Source organism: Kitasatospora sp. NPDC048194 (assembly GCF_043202455.1).
Taxonomy (GTDB): Bacteria; Actinomycetota; Actinomycetes; order Streptomycetales; family Streptomycetaceae; genus Kitasatospora.
In genome coordinates, this window is record NZ_JBIDAK010000005.1 from 1 (window position 1) to 17,874 (window position 17,874).

Annotated in this window: 17 protein-coding genes and 1 pseudogene; 8 read left to right on the plus strand and 10 right to left on the minus strand. The window is 73.5% G+C overall.

Annotation, left to right across the window (positions count from 1 at the left end; genetic code table 11):
• From ACGF07_RS08580 to ACGF07_RS08590, 3 genes and pseudogenes are all read left to right on the plus strand, one after another.
• Positions 1-181 (plus strand): annotated as a pseudogene (locus ACGF07_RS08580) (hypothetical protein); the annotation flags it as partial.
• A 278-nt stretch (positions 182-459) separates the two neighbouring features.
• The gene (locus ACGF07_RS08585) at positions 460-2,223 is read left to right on the plus strand and encodes a carbohydrate-binding module family 20 domain-containing protein (RefSeq protein ID WP_392896676.1); all 1,764 of its coding nucleotides are present in this window, start codon (positions 460-462) and stop codon (positions 2,221-2,223) included.
• Between the two features lie 112 nt (positions 2,224-2,335).
• Positions 2,336-2,557, plus strand: coding sequence for a hypothetical protein (locus tag ACGF07_RS08590; RefSeq protein ID WP_392896678.1), 222 nt, complete (start codon positions 2,336-2,338; stop codon positions 2,555-2,557).
• 11 nt (positions 2,558-2,568) lie between these two features.
• On the opposite strand, the gene ACGF07_RS08595 is transcribed toward ACGF07_RS08590, so the two are convergent.
• Positions 2,569-3,363: an SDR family oxidoreductase gene (locus ACGF07_RS08595; RefSeq protein ID WP_392896679.1), complete on the minus strand. Its 795-nt coding sequence runs from the start codon at positions 3,361-3,363 to the stop codon at positions 2,569-2,571.
• 472 nt (positions 3,364-3,835) lie between these two features.
• On the opposite strand from ACGF07_RS08595, the gene ACGF07_RS08600 reads away from it, so the two are divergent.
• Together ACGF07_RS08600 and ACGF07_RS08605 are read left to right on the plus strand one after the other, a co-directional pair.
• The gene (locus tag ACGF07_RS08600) at positions 3,836-4,891 is read left to right on the plus strand and encodes an alpha/beta hydrolase-fold protein (protein WP_350745990.1); all 1,056 of its coding nucleotides are present in this window, start codon (positions 3,836-3,838) and stop codon (positions 4,889-4,891) included.
• Positions 4,892-5,063: 172 nt separating this feature from the next.
• On the plus strand, positions 5,064-5,921 hold the full coding sequence (locus ACGF07_RS08605) for a hemerythrin domain-containing protein (RefSeq protein ID WP_350745988.1): 858 nt from the start codon (positions 5,064-5,066) through the stop codon (positions 5,919-5,921).
• A 210-nt stretch (positions 5,922-6,131) separates the two neighbouring features.
• On the opposite strand, the gene ACGF07_RS08610 is transcribed toward ACGF07_RS08605, so the two are convergent.
• The 3 genes from ACGF07_RS08610 to ACGF07_RS08620 all read right to left on the minus strand — a co-directional run bounded on the left by ACGF07_RS08610 (position 6,132) and on the right by ACGF07_RS08620 (position 8,047).
• The gene (locus ACGF07_RS08610) at positions 6,132-6,725 is read right to left on the minus strand and encodes a DUF6891 domain-containing protein (protein ID WP_392896682.1); all 594 of its coding nucleotides are present in this window, start codon (positions 6,723-6,725) and stop codon (positions 6,132-6,134) included.
• Positions 6,726-6,781: 56 nt separating this feature from the next.
• Positions 6,782-7,327: an FHA domain-containing protein gene (locus tag ACGF07_RS08615; protein ID WP_392896684.1), complete on the minus strand. Its 546-nt coding sequence runs from the start codon at positions 7,325-7,327 to the stop codon at positions 6,782-6,784.
• Positions 7,328-7,498: 171 nt separating this feature from the next.
• On the minus strand, positions 7,499-8,047 hold the full coding sequence (locus ACGF07_RS08620) for a DUF1697 domain-containing protein (protein ID WP_350745983.1): 549 nt from the start codon (positions 8,045-8,047) through the stop codon (positions 7,499-7,501).
• A 170-nt stretch (positions 8,048-8,217) separates the two neighbouring features.
• Between ACGF07_RS08620 and ACGF07_RS08625 the strand changes: the two genes are divergently transcribed.
• Positions 8,218-8,688 (plus strand): pyridoxamine 5'-phosphate oxidase family protein, encoded by a 471-nt coding sequence (locus ACGF07_RS08625; protein ID WP_392896686.1) that lies wholly within the window; start codon positions 8,218-8,220, stop codon positions 8,686-8,688.
• Between the two features lie 26 nt (positions 8,689-8,714).
• On the opposite strand, the gene ACGF07_RS08630 is transcribed toward ACGF07_RS08625, so the two are convergent.
• Positions 8,715-9,071: an arsenate reductase family protein gene (locus tag ACGF07_RS08630; RefSeq protein WP_392896688.1), complete on the minus strand. Its 357-nt coding sequence runs from the start codon at positions 9,069-9,071 to the stop codon at positions 8,715-8,717.
• Between the two features lie 211 nt (positions 9,072-9,282).
• Between ACGF07_RS08630 and ACGF07_RS08635 the strand changes: the two genes are divergently transcribed.
• Positions 9,283-10,500, plus strand: a complete 1,218-nt coding sequence (locus tag ACGF07_RS08635) for a cytochrome P450 (protein WP_392896690.1) — start codon at positions 9,283-9,285, stop codon at positions 10,498-10,500.
• Positions 10,501-10,778: 278 nt separating this feature from the next.
• A complete protein-coding gene (locus ACGF07_RS08640) occupies positions 10,779-11,870 on the plus strand; it encodes a PP2C family protein-serine/threonine phosphatase (protein ID WP_392896692.1) in 1,092 nt (363 codons plus the stop codon).
• A 52-nt stretch (positions 11,871-11,922) separates the two neighbouring features.
• On the opposite strand, the gene ACGF07_RS08645 is transcribed toward ACGF07_RS08640, so the two are convergent.
• From ACGF07_RS08645 to ACGF07_RS08665, 5 genes are all read right to left on the minus strand, one after another.
• A complete protein-coding gene (locus tag ACGF07_RS08645; RefSeq protein WP_392896694.1) occupies positions 11,923-12,546 on the minus strand; it encodes an exonuclease in 624 nt (207 codons plus the stop codon).
• 126 nt (positions 12,547-12,672) lie between these two features.
• Positions 12,673-14,172 carry an MFS transporter gene (locus ACGF07_RS08650; RefSeq protein ID WP_392896696.1) on the minus strand — a complete coding sequence of 500 codons (1,500 nt, stop codon included), beginning with the start codon at positions 14,170-14,172 and terminating at the stop codon, positions 12,673-12,675.
• A complete protein-coding gene (locus ACGF07_RS08655) occupies positions 14,169-15,962 on the minus strand; it encodes an IucA/IucC family protein (protein WP_392896698.1) in 1,794 nt (597 codons plus the stop codon). The genes ACGF07_RS08650 and ACGF07_RS08655 overlap by 4 nt, the downstream gene beginning before the upstream one ends.
• Positions 15,959-16,537: a GNAT family N-acetyltransferase gene (locus ACGF07_RS08660; RefSeq protein ID WP_392896700.1), complete on the minus strand. Its 579-nt coding sequence runs from the start codon at positions 16,535-16,537 to the stop codon at positions 15,959-15,961. The genes ACGF07_RS08655 and ACGF07_RS08660 overlap by 4 nt, the downstream gene beginning before the upstream one ends.
• Entirely contained in the window at positions 16,534-17,826 is a 1,293-nt protein-coding gene (locus ACGF07_RS08665; protein WP_392896702.1) for a lysine N(6)-hydroxylase/L-ornithine N(5)-oxygenase family protein, read from the minus strand. Before ACGF07_RS08665 ends, ACGF07_RS08660 begins: the two co-directional genes overlap by 4 nt.
• Between the last annotated feature and the right edge of the window lie 48 nt (positions 17,827-17,874).

The window sequence follows — 17,874 nt, forward strand, 5'->3', positions numbered from 1 at the left end:
GGTCAACGGCACCACGCTGAAGACCTACTCCAACGTGGACGCCGCGGCCGGCTACCAGCAGCGCACCTTCGACCTGTCGGCCTACGCGGGCCAGACGGTCACCCTGAAGTTCAACGGCGTCGAGGACTCCTCGCTCCAGACGAGCTTCGTGATCGACGACACCTCCATCCAGACCGGCTGACACCGGACCGGCTCCTGAGGGGTCGGTGAACCAGGACAGGTGAGGGGCCCGGCGGCCATGGCTGCCGGGCCCTTGTCGTGCGCCCGCGGCCCGGTGGGGCGGGCGGTGCGGAAACGTTCCGTCCGGGCCCTTGACGGGCCCTCCGGGCCGCCCTAGGTTCAGCGCTGCAAGTTTCCGGCAAGTTACAGAAACTTCCTGCAGATGTCACCCCGGCCGATCCCCACCGGCCGCGGGCCCCCACCCGGCTGCCCCACCCCAGCCGACCCCCAGGAGACGACGTGGTCACCACCGCCCCCACCCCTCCCCGGCCCTCGGCCGGGCGGACCGGCCGGCCCGCCCGCGCGGCCGGTGCGCTCGCCGCCTCGGCGGCGCTCGCGCTCTCGCTCGCCACCGCACTCGGCGCCCCCGCCGCCCAGGCCGCCCCGCCCGCGAACAACGGCAAGGACGTCACCGCCACCCTCTTCGAGTGGCGCTTCGACTCGGTCGCCCAGGCCTGCACCTCCACCCTCGGCCCGAAGGGCTACGGCTTCGTCGAGGTCTCGCCGCCCCAGGAGCACATCCAGGGCCCGCAGTGGTGGACCTCCTACCAGCCGGTCGGCTACCGGATCGCCGGGCGGCTCGGCGACCGCACCTCCTTCAAGAACATGGTCGACATCTGCCACGCGGCCGGGGTCAAGGTGGTCGCCGACGCGGTGGTCAACCACATGTCGGCCGGCTCCGGAACGGGCACCGGAGGCACCGTCTACAGCAAGTACGACTACCCCGGCACCTACCAGGACCAGGACTTCCACGGCTGCCGCCAGCCGATCACGAACTACCAGGACCGCACCAACGTGCAGACCTGCGAGTTGGTGAACCTGGCCGACCTGGACACCGGCAGCGCCCACGTCCAGACCACCATCGCGCACTACCTGGACGACCTGGCCTCGCTCGGCGTCGACGGCTACCGGATCGACGCGGCCAAGCACATCGCCGCCGGCGACCTCGCCGCGATCAAGGCCAAGATGGCCAACCCCAACGCCTACTGGGTGCAGGAGGTCATCTACGGCGCCGGGGAGCCGATCCAGCCCTCCGAGTACACCGGCACCGGCGACGTCGACGAGTTCCGGGTCGGCACCGACCTCAAGCGCGTCTTCACCAGCGACAAGCTGGCCGCCCTCAGCAACTGGGGCGCCTCCTGGGGCTACCTGCCGAGCAGCCAGGCGCGCAGCTTCGTCGACAACTGGGACACCGAGCGCAACGGCTCCACCCTCAACTACACCTACGGCAACACCTACACGCTCGCCAACGTCTTCCTGCTGGCCTCCACCTACGGTGCGCCGAACGTCTACTCCGGCTACGGCTTCACCAACAAGGACGACGGCCCGCCGAACGGCGGCACCGTGAACGCCTGCTACCAGGACGGCTGGAACTGCACCCACGCCTGGCGGCAGATCGCCAACATGGTCGGCTTCCGCAACGCCGTCGCGGGCACCGGGGTGACCGACTGGTGGTCCAACGGCAACAACGCGATCGCCTTCGGCCGCGGCGACCGGGGCTACGTCGCGATCAACCACGAGAGCGGCGCGATCACCCAGACCTTCCAGACCGGGCTGCCGGCCGGCACGTACTGCGACGTCCAGCACGGCGACCCCCAGCCGGGCGGCGGCTGCACCGGCCCGACCTACCAGGTCGGTGCCAACGGGCAGTTCACCGCGACGGTCGGCGCGGGCGACGCGGTCGCGCTGTACGTCCAGCCCGGGACGAGCGTCTCCGGCGCCTCGTTCAACGTCAACGCGACCACCGCGTACGGGCAGAACGTCTACGTGGTCGGCGACGTCCCCGCCCTCGGCGGCTGGGACCCGGCCAAGGCGCTGCCGCTCTCCTCGGCCGGTTACCCGGTCTGGTCGCTCGCGCTCTCGCTGCCCGGCGGCACCGCGTTCCAGTACAAGTACGTCCGCAAGGACGCGAGCGGCGCGGTGACCTGGGAATCCGGAGCCAACCGGACGGCGACGGCGCCCTCCTCGGGGACCGTCACGCTGAACGACACCTGGCGCCCGTAGGCCCGGGACCGCACGGGACCCCCGTCAGCCCCAGGCTGACGGGGGTCCCTCGTGGGAGTGGCGGCGCCGCTTCAAACCCCCCGTGCGGGGGGCGCGCTGCCACCATCGCGGGATGAGAGCCACCCCCCTCGTCCTGGACCTCGAACTGTGCGGCGGCCGCTGGGACGGCCACCGCAAGCGCGTCCACGCCGACGCCCCGCCACCCGCGCTGCGGATGGTGCTCCGCGCCGAACTGCCCGCCGCCGAGGACGGCGAGTACTGGCCGACCACCAGCGTCTACCGGCTGGACGAGGAGGGCGGGGCGCTGCGCTACCGCTACTCGCACGACGAGTAGCGGCCCTGCCCTCAGCCCCGCCCGATGTAGGGCATCGCCGTTGCCATGACGGTGGCGAACTGCACGTTGGCCTCCAGCGGCAGCGCGGCCATGTGCCGCACGGTGCGCGCCACGTCGGCGACGTCCATGGTCGGCTCCGCCGCGATCCGCCCGTCCGCCTGCCGCACGCCCGCGCTCATCGCGGCCGTCATGTCGGTCGCCGCGTTGCCGATGTCGATCTGCCCGCAGGCGATCCGGTAAGGCCGGCCGTCCAGCGAGAGCGACTTGGTCAGCCCGGTCACGGCGTGCTTGGTCGCGGTGTAGGCGATCGAGTACGGGCGCGGGACGTGCGCGGAGATCGAGCCGTTGTTGATGATCCGGCCGCCCTGCGGGTCCTGGGCGCGCATCTGCCGGAACGCGGCCCGGGCGCAGAGGAAGGCCCCGGTCAGGTTGAGGTCGACCACCGCCCGCCAGTCCTCGACCGCCAACTCGTCCACCGGCACGGCCGGGCCGAAGGTGCCGGCGTTGTTGAAGAGCAGGTCGACCCGGCCGTGGCGCCCGGCCGCCGCCGCGAACAGCGCGTCCACCGCCGCCGGGTCGGTGACGTCCGTCGGCACCGCGTCGGCCGGGGCGGCGCACAGCGCGGCGGTCTCCCGCAGCGGCTCGGCCCGGCGCCCGGCCAGCACGACCCGCCAGCCGGCCGCGGCCAGCTCGACCGCGACGGCCCGGCCGACTCCGCTGCCGGCCCCGGTGACGACGGCGACGCCGGCGGTGCCGGTGGCTCCCGGGGCGCCGGCACCAGGCGGGACTGCGGTCTCTCGGGTCATGGCGTACTCCTCGATGGACGGGGGCGGGTGCGGTCACCCTCCGGACGTGCCGAGGAGATCGTTGCGGATCCGCGGGCCGCCGTCACTGGTCGAAGCGCCCAAAACGCGGGCGGGCCGACCGTCCGGCGGATGTGGCCCCCGCCGACCGGGCCCCGGGGGAGGGAGCCTTCCGACCGGCCCGGCGGGGGACCCCCCGACCCGGCCCCCGCCGACCGGCCCCCGCCGAGTGACGGGAGCGGTGAAGGCCTTTACCTGATCACGAACAAACATTGGATTTCCGGTGGCGACCTCGCAACCGGGCCACCCCGGCCCACGTCATAAGATCGCAGGAAGGTGCGCCTCCGGCAGGGTCGGTGCGCCCACCGCCCCGGGGACCGCACCAGCGACGCGCCCCCGGGCCTGTCCGGCCCCACCGGGGGGCCGCCGCCCGGTCAGACGGACCGGGCGTGACATCGGTCGGAGAGTCCTCACCGTGCTTAGGCAGTCGTCCCGTTCCCGTGCCGTCCTGACCGGCGCCGCCGTCCTCGCCCTGGCCGCCTCGCTCGCGGCCTGCGGGAGTTCCGGCGGCGGGAAGGGGAACGTCTCCGCGGACGGCAGCCCGGCCTCGACCGGCTCCGCAGGCGGCCCGACCACCGCCGGCACCGCCTCCGCCGCGCCCTCCGCCGAGCAGCCCACGCCCGGCAACGGGAAGGTGCTGATGCCGACCGGCCCGGCCGCGACCTTGAACAAGGCCCGGGACACCGCGGCCGGCCCGATCATGACCACCAAGGTGACCGGCGCCAAGTCCGGTGTCACCGGCCAGGTCTGGGTCTGGCTGCCGCCCGAGTACAACGACCCCAAGTACGCCAGGACCGGCTTCCCGGTGCTCACCCTCTTCGCCGGCGGCCAGAGCAACGGCTACAACACCTGGACCGACAACCAGCTGCCGATCCAGGAGGAGGACGCGCGGCTGGTCAAGGACGGCAAGGCCCACCCGTTCATCATGATCATGCCGGTGCAGAACTTCAACAGCGACGAGAAGAACGCGCTGGACTGCTCCGACATCCCCGGCCAGCCCAAGATGGGCACCTGGATGGCCGAGGACATCCCGGACTGGGTGCGCGCCAACTTCCGCACCCTGAAGGGCCGCGACGGCTGGGGCGTGATGGGCGCCTCCACCGGCGGCTTCTGCAGCGCCAAGCTCGCCCTGCAGCACCCCGATGTCTACAAGGCGGCGGTGCCGATCGACGGCTACTTCATCCCCGACTCCGGCCTGTGGAAGGGCCACGACGCCGAGAAGCAGGCGAACAACCCCAGCGTGCTGGTCACCCAGGGCAAGGCCGACGTGAAGATGTACGTCACGGCGGGCGGCGCCAACGGCTACGAGAAGGACGTCGTCAAGAGCTGGGTCGCCAAGGCCGTGCCGCCGGTGTCCCTCGAGTACTACGAGCAGCCGGGCGGCAAGCACCTCACCTCGGACTTCAAGAAGATGATCCCGGACACCCTGCAGTGGCTCACCAAGAACCTCGCGGGCCCCGCCTCGGACTGATCGGAGCCGCCGTGGGCGGGCGGGGGCTCCCGCCCGTGCGCAGGCCCTTCGCAGGCCCGTGACCTGCGCGTCAATCGGACATTGATTCGCTTCTGATCGACTGTGAGCACCTTGGCTGGGGCGGCCTCCGCGGGCCGCCCCAGCCGTCCTGCCACGTCGTGAAGAGAGTGCCATGCCGATCCGTCTGCTCCCCCCGCCCGCCTCCTCCGTGCCCGCGCAGGCGGGACCCGCCGCCGACTCCCGGGGGACGGACGCGTACGGGCGGACCGCGGACGAGGACCCGGCCACCGTCCGGTTCGCCGGACTCCGGCTGGTGCACGCCGCACTGCGCCGCGACCTCGCCCGACTGCCCAACGCCCTGCGGCTGCTCCAGCCAGACGAGGACCACAAGGGCGAGGCGCTGCTGCGGCACTGGACCTTCATGACCGCGATGCTCACCTGTCACCACGAGCAGCAGGACACCCGGATCTGGCCGATCGTGCGGCGCTTCGCGCCCGAGCTGCGGCTGCTGCTCAACTGGCTGGAGGCCGACCACCACAACCTCGACCACTCCTTCACCCGGGTCACCACGCTGGTCCGGATCGCCAGCCGGGACACCGGCAGCGCCTGGCCGGTCGCGTACGCGATGGAGGACCTGGCGGCCCGGCTGGAGACCCATCTGCGGATCGAGGAGCGGCAGTTGCTGCCCCGGATGGAGCGGGTCGTCACCGGCAACTCCCGACTCGGCGGCCTGGCCGAGCTGCTCGACGTGCTGCGCTCGGCGGAGGGCCCGGGCGCGGCGGACGCGCTGGCCTGGCTGCTGGACGGCGTGGAGCCGGCGGTGGTCGAGCGGCTGCTGGCCGAGTGCGACGACGACGTGGCCCGCAACTGGCCGCACTGGCAGGCGACCTACCAGCGCTGCACGGCGCCGCTCTGGGGAGCCTCGGGGGACCTGGACGGCGAGGCGGTCGACCGCGGGGCGGCGCCCCGCAGGAACCTGAGCATCTTCGGAGAGGGCCTCGGCGGCGGGCCGGCGGGAATCCGCGACTGACCCGGGGGCCTTTTCGCGGGCCGTCCGTCTACGCGCGTGGCGCGGGCCGAGGGCATCCCTGAGCCCGCACAGCGCGTCCACCGGATCCTTCCCCGGCGCCCCACGGGTACCGTCCTCCCCGCGCCGCACCGTCCGCGCCTCCTCGGCGGGCGCACGCGGTGCCGTCCCCGGCGCCCCTCCCCGCGCCCCTTCCCGCGCCCACGGCGGCGCCTACTCGGGCAGGCGGTTGAGCCACTCCAGCGGAGCGACCAGGATCGCGGTGTGCGGCGAGCCGTCCCACTCCACCGCAAGCCCGACCGCCTCCAGGGCAGCCACCACGGCCCGACCGACCTCCACCGTCCGCCGCTCCGACACCTCGGCCGGCTCCTCCCCGGCGCGGAAGCCGCCGTACCGCAGCATCAACCCCCGCCCGGCCGCCGCCGCCTCGGTGTCCTGCTGATGGAAGAACACGAAACCGTACGAGTCCTCGTCGGCCTCCCCGCCGATCTCCGCGTAGCCGCAACCAGCGCAGCACGTGAAGTCCATGGCCGTGACGACGCCCTGCTCCTCCAGGGCGTCGAAGGCCTCCACCAGCCGGTCCACGTCCGTGATCCGCGGCCACCCGGCCTGCTCGGCCAGCCGCTCGGCCCACAGCGGAGCGACGATCCGCTCCGCCTCCTCCTGGGTCAGCCCCTGGTCGTCGAGGACCTCGACCAGGGACTCGGCTATCTCGTCCGGCTCCTGGAAGCCGCACCGGATCAACTCGCGAGCCCGCTCCCGGGCTTCGAGCAGCACATCGGGGCTGAGCGCCGTCTCCTCGGTCATACCCGGATCCTCGCACCCGCCACTGACAATCCGGTCCCGGCCCCCGCCGGTGCGCCTCAGTCCGCAGCGAGCCGGAACTCCAGGTTGCCGAACCGCACCTGGTCGCCCGGCCGGACCGGCACCCCGCCCGCGATCCGCCGACCGTTCACATGGGTGCCGTTGGTCGAACCCAGGTCGTACAGCACCCAGCCGCCGTTCTCGTGCCGCAGCTCCGCGTGGTGGCGGGAGACCGACGGGTCGTGCAGCCGCAGCCCCGAGCCGGGGAGCCGCCCGATCGTCAACCGTCCGGCCCCGGCCAGCGGGAGGGTCAGCCCGGGTAGCCGCTCGGTGCGCCAGGCGCGGTTCAGGCGGTCGCCGAAGGCGGACACCCGGCCGACCGCCCGCAGCACGAAGCGTTCCACCGGGCCGTCGGTGGGCAGGCCGGCGACCGCCGCGTCCAACTCGCTCCGGCTGGTCGCCCGGAGGACGACCTCCATCCGGCCGAGGAAGGTGTCGTGCGACAGCCGGCCGCTGCCCGCGCCCTCCCGCAGCACCCCGAGCGCCGCTTCCCGCTCGGCGTCGGAGGGCCGGGCCAGGCCGGCCGGGAGTTCAGGCAGCGTCATGGCGCGATTGTCGGACCGGCCGGTTCCGACTGTCCAGATCGCACCGGCCCCCGGCGCGCGGTTCGTACGTCGTCACTGCACTCCAGACGCCCGGAGCGGGGGCGCGGTTCCCGCGCGCCCGCCGCCCGCGGGGCCCGACGGGCCGTCAGTCCTCCAGGGAAGGAAGGCCGGTCAGGCCTTGCGGGCGGCCGCCAGGATCTTCTCCGTGGTGTGCAGGAAGCGGGAGGTGGCCGAGCCCCGGTAGGCCTTGCCGAACATGTCCTTGGTGACCCACTTGCCGTTCTGGAGGTGGATCACGACGTACGCGGCCCCGGGGTCGGCGCCGATCACCTCGACGTCGCCCTTCGGCGAGCGGCGGGGGAGGGGGAAGTCGGCCGGCAGCGGTTCGGTGAGGAAGGCGATCACGAGGCGGACGTCCGGCGTCACCTCGACACCGCGGAACGGCTCGGCCGCCAGCAGGGCGGCCACCTCGTCGACCGTCCGCAGCAGCACCGGCACCGGGTAGCCGAGCGCCTGCTCCAGGTGCTGCTCGATGCGCCGGGTCAGCGCGGCGCGGTCCGGTTCGTCGGTGTCGAAGAAGACGTTGCCGCTCTGGATGTAGGAACGGACGTTCCCCAGCCCCAACTCGGCGAAGAGCGCCCGAAGCCGCTCCATCCGCACCGTCCGGCCGCCGACGTTGACGGCCCGCAGGAACGCGATGTACGTGGTCGTGGTGGTCACCCCGCCAGTGTGGCACCGGCCGCCGACACCGGGCGCCCCCCACCGGCCGCCGGCCACCGGGCGTCCCCACTCGGCGCCGTCCACCGTCCGCCGCCCCGCCGACCGGTGCCGTGTCCCCGCCCCCGGCGTCATCGGTGTCGGTTGTCGGTGCCGGCTGCCAGACTGGCGCCATGGCTACCTGGCAGGATTTCGAGGACGAAGCACCGGAACTCGCGGCCCTGGTCCGGGCCCGGTTCGAGGCGAACAAGCACCACGTCCTGGCGACGCTGCGCAAGGACGGTTCACCCCGGGTGAGCGGGACGGAGGTCGACTTCGTCGGCGCCGACGCCTGGCTCGGGTCGATGCACCACGCGGTCAAGGCCCGTGACCTGCAGCGCGACGCCCGGTTCGCGCTGCACTCGCACCCGGGTGACGAGACCATGGCGGGCGGGGACTCCAAGCTCTCCGGCCGGGCGGTGGAGGTCACCGACGAGGACGAGATCGCCGCCTTCTCGGCCGAGCTGCCCGAGCCGCCGCCGACCCCGTTCCACCTGTTCCGGCTGGACCTCCACCAGGTGGTGCACACCCGGGTGGAGGGCGACCACCTGCTGGTCGACAACTGGCACCCCGGTCGGCCGGTGGAGACCACCCGGCTCCACTGAACGGACCGGACGGCTGCTCCCGGTGCCTACGGCAGGACGGACCCGAGCGCCTCGGGGGTGCGGGCCACGACGGCGTGCCCGTCGTCCGCGGTGATGATCGGACGCTGGATCAGCACCGGGTGCTCGGCCATCGCCGCGATCCAGCGCCCCCGCTCGGCGGCCTCCCGGGGCCACTCCTTCATCCCCAGGTCCTTGGCGATCTGCTCGTCGGTGCGGGTGATGTCCCACGGCTCGAGGCCGAGGCGCTCCAGGACCTCCTCCAGCTCGGCCACCGTCGGCGGGTCCTCCAGGTAGCGCCGCACGGTGTACTCCATTCCGGCGGCGTCCAGCTCGCTCAGCGCCGTCCGGCACTTGCTGCAGCGCGGGTTGATCCAGATCTCCATGCCCGCCAGCCTAGCGAGCCTTCCCGTGCCCGCCGGCCCGTCGGACCCCGCACGCCCGGACCGCCTGCCGAACTCGCCCGCTCGCCGGCCGAGCCCTCCCGTGCCCGCCGGCCGAGCGAGCGCGGGCAGCCCGGCCATCCGTACGGGAACTCCGCCACGCCCGCCGGTGGTTCACCGACCAGGAACCATCGTCATCGGAGGGGAGCACCGGATGGACGGCGCGGCGATCATCGAGCAGCTGATGACCCCGGAGGTCAGGACGGACCCGTACCCGCTGTACGCGAGGGCGCACGAGCTGGGCCCGGTCGTCCCGGCGGGGGACGGGATGTACGTGGTGAGCGGCTACGCGGCGGTCAACAAGGTGCTGCGCACCCCCGCCTTCGGCGTCGCCACCGCCGACATGATGGCCGGGCTGGCCCCGGAGTTCGCCTCGCACTCCTCGCTGGCCCTGTTCGGCCGCTCGATCCTCCAGCGCAACGCGCCCGACCAGCCCCGGGTCCGCTCGCTGATCGCCTCCGTCTTCACCGCCCGCCGGGTCGCCGCGCTGCGACCGGCCGTCGAGGCAGCGGTGGACCGGCTGCTGGACGGCATGGCCGAGCAGGGCGCGGACGGCTCGCCGGTCGACTTCATGGACGCCTTCGCCTTCCGGCTGCCGGTCGGGGTGATCTGCGAGCTGCTCGGCGTCCCCGACCGGGACCGCTACCGCTTCCGCGACCTCGCCTCCGACCTGACCGTCGCGCTGGAGATCATCCAGGACCTAGACGAGCTGGACGCCGCGGACCGGGCCGCCGACGAGCTGTCCGGGTACTTCACCGAGCTGGCCGCCGAGCGGCTGGCCCGCCCGCAGGACGACCTGGTCAGTGACCTGGCCCGGATCGCCGCCGAGGACGGCGGGCGGCTCTCCGCCGAGGAGCTGCTGGCCAACCTGGTGCTGCTGCTGGTGGCCGGCTTCGAGACCACCACCAACCTGCTGGGCAACGGCCTCGCCCTGCTGTTCCGCCATCCCGAGGTGGCGGCCGCGCTGCGCAGCGGCGCGGTCACCCCGGCCGGCTTCACCGACGAGGTGCTGCGCTTCGACTCCCCGGTCCAGGCCACCGGCCGGGTCGCGCTGGAGCCGGGACTGGCCGTCGAGGGCGTGCCCCTCCCGCCGGGCAGCGGGCTGACGCTGCTGATCGGCGCGGCCAACCACGATCCGTCCCGCTACGCCCGGCCCGAGGTGTTCGACCCGACCCGCACCGACAGCCAGCCGCTCAGCTTCGGCGGCGGCCAGCACTTCTGTCTGGGCTCCCAGCTGGCCCGGCTGGAGGGCGAGATCGCGGTGCCCGCGCTGCTCGACCGCTTCCCCCGGCTCGCCCGGGGCGGGGCTGCGACCCGTCGGGACCGCCTGGTGCTGCGCGGTTTCGAGACCCTGCCGGTGACCCTGCGCTGAGCCCCGTCGGGCGCGGTCGGCCTCGGCCGACCCCGGCTGACCGCCCGCGTACGGGCGGTCTCCCGGATCGCGTCCGAGTGGGGGAGCATGGAGGGACGAACCGGGTCATTCCGGTCCCGTCGTCCCGGTCCGGTCCGTCCGGTTCGGTCCGGCCGGGTTCAGTCGTTCCGCTCCCGGCCTCCCGCCGGCCGATCCGGGCCGGCCGATCCGGACCGGTCGTTCCGGACCCCTCATCCCGGCCCGGACCGGCCCGACCGGCCAGCCAGGAGGCCCCCGCCGTGCCAGCAGCACCCCGCCCGCCGCAGCCCGTGGCCGTGAAGCCCCGGGTGCCGCGCTGGGTGCCCTGGCTGCCGGTCCTGCTGCTCGTCCTGGACCTGATCGCCGAGGCCGTCGTCCCGGACGCGGTCGCCGCCGGCTTCCTGCTGACCGCCCTGCCGGTGGTGGCCGCCTTCAGCTACGGGCCGGTGCTGACCGGGGCCGCCACCGCCGGCTCGCTCGGGTTGCAGATCCTGCTGGCCCTGCGCGCCGGCCACATCGACGAGCAGCACCACGTCTGGGTCTACATCGCCACCCTGCTCTCCGGAGTGATGGGCACCGCCCTGTCCTGGCAGCGCACCCGGCAGTCGCACAGCCTGCTCCAGGCTCGTACGGTCGCCGAGACCCTCCAGCGCACCGTGCTCCGGCCGGTGCCCGAGCGGGTCGGCGGCCTGCGGGTGGCCGGGCTCTACCGCCCGGCCCAGGCCGAGATGCTGGTCGGCGGGGACCTGTACGAGGTGTGCGACACCCGCTTCGGCGTCCGGGTGCTGCTCGGCGACGTCCGCGGCAAGGGCCTCGGCGCGGTCCGTACGGTGGCCGACGTGCTCGGGGCGTTCCGGGCGGCCGCGCACGACACCCCGGGCCTGGTCGAGCTCGCCGACCAGCTGGACCGCGCCGTCCTGCGGGACGCGGCGGACGGCGGCGACGACGAGCTCTTCGCCACCGCCGTCCTGCTCCAGTACCGGCCGGGCGCCGACTGCGTGGAGATCGTCAACCGCGGTCACACCACCCCGCTGCTGCTCTCCAGGGGCACCATCGCGCCGGTCGCCTGCGCCGAGGAACTGCCGCTCGGCCTCGGCCAGCTCGGTCCCGAGGACGAACCGGCCAAGCCGACCACCGTCGCCCTGGCCCGGGGCCACACCGTCCTGCTCTACACCGACGGCGTCAGCGAGGCCCGTGATGCCACCGGCGTCTTCTACCCGCTGGCCCCGCGCCTGGCCGCCCTGGGCAGCACCGCGCCCGACCGGGTGGTCTCGTTCCTGGCCCAGGACGTCCACCAGTACGCCGGCCTGCTCGCCGACGACCTCGCCGTGCTGGCCCTCACCCCCGAGTAGGGCCCCACCCCCGCATGGGCCCTTCACCCCGCGCAGGGCCCCGCGTGGGCCCTCACCCCCGCATGGGCCCGGCCCACTCCCACAGGTTCGCGAACAGCACCGCCTGCTCCCGGGCGTCGTCCAGGGCGTGGTGGGTGTGGGGGAGGTCCGGCAGCAGCTCCGCCGGCATCGACCGCTTCCCGATGCCGGCGAACGGCACACCGGCCCGCGCCGCGTACAGCGTCTTCAGGTCCAGGCACCCCGAGTGCCCGAACGGGCTGGCCCCGGTGAACCGCATCAGGTACCAGTACAGGAACTGCCAGTCGTACACGGCCGGGTAGGCCACCATCACCGGCCGGTACCGCAACCCTTCGGGGCCGGTCCGCAGCTGCTCCAACCACTGCCGGAACTCCCGCAGCGCGACCTGGGGGTCGGCGCCGCCCGCCTCCAGCGCGGCCCGTTCCAGCCCCGACACCGCCAGCGCCCGCGGGTCGTACTCCTCGGAGATCGGCCGCAGCTCCCGGTAGAACGCTGCCGCCGCGCCCGGCTCCGCCCGCCGGAACCCCGCCCCGTCGTGCCATCCGGCCACCACCGCCCCGAAGCTCACCATCGAGAACGGCCCCGGAATCGGCCCGTCCGCCTCCACGTCCACCGACACGTACACCGTCGGCGTCACCCGCCCACTCCGCTGCCTCATCCCCCCATCCAAGCCTCCCCGGCAACCGGATTTCCCGGGCGCCCGCGCCGTGCCGACGCGGTACCGGCAGCCAGGAGGGCGACGGCCGTGCCCGGTGGGGGCGCAGGGGACACCGCCGTCGAGCCGTCAGTGCCGCCGCTCGGCGCGGCCGAGCAGCCAGGCGGTGGCCAGGCCACCGACCAGGACGGCCGCCGCGCCGGTGAGTTGGGCGGTCCGGGCGGCGTCACCGAAGGCCGTGACGGCCGCGGTGGCCTCCGCCGGGGAGTGGGCGGCGGCCAGCGCCTCGGTCAGGGAGCCGGCTCCGGTCAGGGCGGGCGGCAGCCCGGCACCGAAGCGGGCGCTCAGCACCGCGCCGAGCGCGGCGACTCCGAGGCTCGCCCCGACCTCCGCCATCGCGCCGTCGATCCCGGCGCCCGCCCCGGCCCGCTGCGGCGGCAGCGAGGAGAGCACGGCCTCCACGATGGCCGGGTTCGCCAGCGCACAGCCCGCGCCCATCAGCAGCAGTCCGGCGAGCAGTCGGCCGTAGCCGCCGGTCGGTGCGAGGGCCGCGAGCGCGAACCCGCCCGCGAGCATGCTCATCCCGAGCGCGATGCCCGCCGGCCGGCCCAGCCGGGCCAGCAGGCGGGCCGCCACCCCGGTCAGGTTGAGCACGACCACCGCCAGCGCGAAGGGCGCCATCCGCAGCCCGGTCTCCAGCGCCGACCAGCCCCGGACGGACTGCAGTTGCTGGGAGAGCAGGAAGAGCCCGCCCGCGCTGCCGAAGGTGATCAGCAGCACCCCGGTGACGGCACCGGCGAACCGGCGGTCGCGGAAGAAGGCCGGATCCAGCATCGGGGCCGGGGCACGGTGCTCCCAGCGGACGAAGGCCGCCAGGACCGCCAGGCCGCAGGCGGCGGGCGCCAGCACCCCGGCCGAGGCCCAGCCGTGGTCCGGCCCGGCCGTCACGGCGTACACCAGGGCGGTGACTCCGGCGGTGGAGAGCAGCGCCCCGGCCAGGTCGGGGCGGCCTCCGCCGGGTTCCCTGGACTCGGGCACCAGCAGGCGGGCGCCGACCAGTGCGACCAGCACCACCGGCAGGTTGACCAGGAAGAGCGCGCCCCAGTGGAAGTGCGCCAGCAGCGTGCCGCCGACCAGCGGCCCGATCGCGAAGCCGAGCGCGTTGACCACGGCCCAGGCGCCGATCGCCCTGGCCCGCTCCGACGCGTCGAAGACCTGCACCACCACGGCGAGCGTGGTGGTGAGCAGGAAGGCGCCGCCCACTCCCATCACGGCCCGGGCGGCGGTCAACTGCGCGGTGGAGCACGCCAGTCCGGCGGCCAGCGAGCCGCCGCCGAAGACCAGCAGCCCGATGATCAGCAGCCGCCTGCGCCCGTAGCGGTCGGCGGCGGCGCCGGCGGGCAGCAGCAGTCCGGCCTGGACGAGCGAGTAGGCGTTGACGATCCACTGGATGTCGGCGGTGTCGGCGTCCAGGGCCCGTCCCAGGGTGGGCACCGCGACGTTGAGCACCGTGTTGTCGAGGACGACCGTGAGCTGGGCCAGGCAGGCCACGGCCAGGACCAGCCAGCGGGCGGGGAGCGGCGCCCCGCCGCTCCCCGCCCGCCGTGCCCCGACGGCCTGCACCGTCACCGGCGGACCGGCGCGTACGGCGCGATCGGGTTGACCAGGTCGCCGACCAGCTGGAGGGCGGCCGACGGGTCGGCCAGGTCCACCATCTGCTGGTTGTCGCGCAGTTGGAGGCGGTTGAGGCAGGAGAGCGGGAACGCCTCGGTGAAGGGGTCGAAGCGCTCGAACTTCTCGGCCAGCTCGGGCACCCGGGCCCGGTAGTCGGCCACCACCTCGGCGACGGTGCGCCAGAAGGCGTCCTCGGGCAGCGTCCCGGCCTCGTCCAGGGTGGCCGCGAGGTAGCGGAAGAAGCAGTCGAAGACGTCGGTGAAGATCGACAGCAGCTTCATGTGGTCGGGGACGTCGGCCCGGATCCGCCGGACGGGCTCGGGCAGTTCCGCCTCCGGGTTCATCACCACGATCTCCTCGGCGATGTCCTTGAAGATCGCCCGCTGCACGGTGCCGGCCTCGTCCAGCACGAGGATGACGTTCTCGCCGTGCGGCATGAAGGCCAGGTCGTGGGCGTAGAAGCTGTGCAGCAGCGGGGTGAGGTAGGCGTCCAGGTAGCGGCGCAGCCACGCCTCGGGAGCGAGCCCGGACCGCTCGACCAGCGCGGCGGCCAGCGAGCCGCCCCAGCGGTCGGTGTGCAGCAGCGAGGCCATGGTGGCGAGGCGCTCGCCCGGGGCGAGCGAGGGCACCGGGCTCTCCCGCCAGAGCGCGGCCAGCATCTTGCGGTACGGGGAGTACCGGTCGGTGGCGGCCTCGAACTGCCGGTGCCGGTAGCCGATCGCCGCGTGCTCGCGGATGATCGTCAGGCCGGTGCCGCGCAGCACCTCGTCCTGCTCGACCAGTCCGGCCAGCCAGTCGTTGATCGCCGGGGTGGCCTCCATGTAGGCGGCGGACAGGCCGCGCATGAAGCCCATGTTGAGCACCGAGATGGCGGTCTTGACGTAGTGCCGGCCCGGGTTGCTCGTGTTGAAGAAGGTGCGGATCGACTGCTGGGCGAGGTACTCGTCGTCGCCCTCGCCGAGCAGCACCAGGCGGCGGGCGGCGAGTTCCCCGGCGAAGGTGACGGAGATCCGGTTCTCCCACTGCCAGGGGTGCACGGGCAGCAGGTGGTAGTCGGCCGGGTCGAGCCCGAGGCCGGTGAGCACCGCCGCGAAGCGGTCCCGCTCGGCCTGGCTCAGCTCCTGGGCGAGGTGGCGCTCGTAGTCGGTGTCGGCGCCGCAGGTGAAGACCGAGTGGGCGCGCTGCGCCGCCAGCCAGACCAGGCGCAGCGGGTGCGCCGCCTCGGGGGCGTAGCGGTGGTACTCCTCGCCGTCGAAGCCGATCCGGCCGTTGTTGGCGACGAAGCCCGGGTGGCCCTCCGTCATCCCGGTCTCGATCGCCTGGAAGTCGGCCCCGGCCAGCTCGGCGGCGGTCGGCTCGTCGCGGTCCAGCTTGTAGGCGGTCCCGGCCAGGGTGGAGGTGATCTCCTCGAGGTAAACCGGCAGGACCTGGTCGGAAAGGCCGAGGGCCGAGCGCAGCTCGATGAAGAAGTCCACCGCGTCGAGGGGCAGTTCGTCCTCCCCGCGGTGGCGGGTGACCAAGTCGGCGGGGATCTGCCAGTGGTCGAGCCGGAGCAGCCGGGCGGTGAAGCGGTACTCGACGGTGCCGTCGTCGGAGCGCACCCGGTAGCGGCCGTCGGCCGTCGGCTCGGGGGTCAGCAGCCGCTCGTGGGCGAACTCCGCGAGCGCCTTGCGGACCAGTCGGCGGTTGGCCTCGGCCCAGGTGTCCGGCCGCAGGTGGGCGACGTGTCGGTCGGTGGTGGTCATGGGCGGGCTCCGGTGGTGGCGGCGAGGAACCGTTCGCGGGTGCAGATGCTGAGCAGTGCCTCCTTCTCGGGCTTGGTGATCGGGCCGTGGGGGACGAAGCCGACGGCGGCGTTGAGCGCGTGGACGGCCGTGTTGCGCACGTCCGGCTCGACGACGACGCGGCGGGCGGCCGGGTCGGCCAGCACGAAGCCGACCACGGTGGTGATCACGGCCAGCGTGAAGCCGTGCACCGGCTGCTCGGTGGCGGGGCAGAGGAAGTGCATGCCGACGTCGCCGGGGAGCGCGTCGTACAGGCCGACCAGCTCGACCCGGGTCGGGTCGTAGCGCTCCAGCAGGAACGCCGGGCGGCCCTGCCAGAGGCCGATGAAGGCGTCGTGGTCGGGGTGTTCGACGATCTTGCGGTACTCGGCGGTCACCTCGTCCGGGGACAGCCCCTGCATCATCCAGTAGGCGGCCTTGGGGTGGGTGACCCAGGCGTGCAGCAGGGCCGCGTCCTCGTCGAGGTCCAGCGGGCGGACGGCGAACTCCCCGAGCCGCTCGTCGGTGCGGGTGTACCGGAGGTCGGTGGCGGTCATGCGACCAGCCCCTCGGGGGCGCCGAACTCCTGGAAGGCGATGGACTTCTCGATCGGGTAGACCTCGCGGCCGGTCAGCTCGCGGACGATCCACGAGTTGCGGTACGGGCCCATGCCGAGGTCGGGCGAGGTGATGCTGTGGGTGTGGGTGCCGCCGTTCTGGAGGAAGATCCCCCGGCCGGTGGTGTCGATGCTGTAGTTGCGGGCGACGTCGAAGCGCCCGTGCGCGTCGTGCCGGATGCGGTCGAGCACCGGGGTGAGGAAGGCGGGGGCGGTGTACCTGTACCCGGTGGCCAGGACCAGGCCCTCGGTCTCCAGGGTGAAGCCGCGCTGCTGCTCGGCGTGGTGCAGGCCGAGGGTGTAGCGGCCGGTGGCCTCGTCCCAGCCGGCCGTCTCCAGGGCGGTGTGGGTGAACAGCCGGGTGGGCACGGGGCCCGAGACGCTCTTCTGGTACAGCAGGTCGTAGATGCTGTTGATCAGGTCGGCGTCGATGCCCTTGAACAGCCCCTTCTGCTCCGCCTCCAGGCGGTAGCGGGTCTCCTCCGGCAGGGCGTGGAAGTAGTCCACGTACTCGGGGGAGGTCATTTCCAGGGTGAGCTTGGTGTACTCCAGCGGGAAGAACCGGGGCGAGCGGGTCACCCAGTTCAGCTTGTAGCCGTGCACCTCGGTCTCGGCCAGCAGGTCGTAGTAGATCTCGGCCGCACTCTGGCCGCTGCCGACCACGGTGATGCTCCGCTTGCGCTGGAGCGCGGCCTTGGCTTCCAGGTAACCGGAGTTGTGCACCAGGTCGCCGCCCAGGTCCCGGCAGGCCTCGGGCAGGTGCGGCGGGGTGCCGGTGCCGAGCACCAGGTGCCGGGCGCGGTAGCTGGCGGTGCCCTCGGCGGTGGTGGCGGTGACGGTGTAGAGGCCCTCGGCCTCGTCGTACTCGACCAGGGTGACGTGGTGGCCGAAGCGCACCGAGTCCAGCTTCCCGGCGGCCCAGCGGCAGTACGCGTTGTACTCGGCGCGCACCGGGTAGAACTGCTCGCGGATGTAGAAGGGGTAGAGGCGCCCGTTCTCCTTCAGGTAGTTGAGGAAGGAGAACGGTGAGGTGGGGTCGGCCAGTGTCACCAGGTCGGCCATGAAGGGGGTCTGCAGGGTGGCGAAGTCCAGCAGCATCCCGGGGTGCCAGTCGAACTGGCCCTTCTCCTCCAGGAACAGGCCGTCGAGGTCCTCGATCGGCGCGGTCAGACAGGCGAGGCCCAGGTTGTAGGGGCCGAGTCCGATCGCTATGAAGTCATGGGTGGACACGGGCGTCTCCGGTGGCAGGCGGTGGTACGGGAGGGGCGGGGGCGGCGG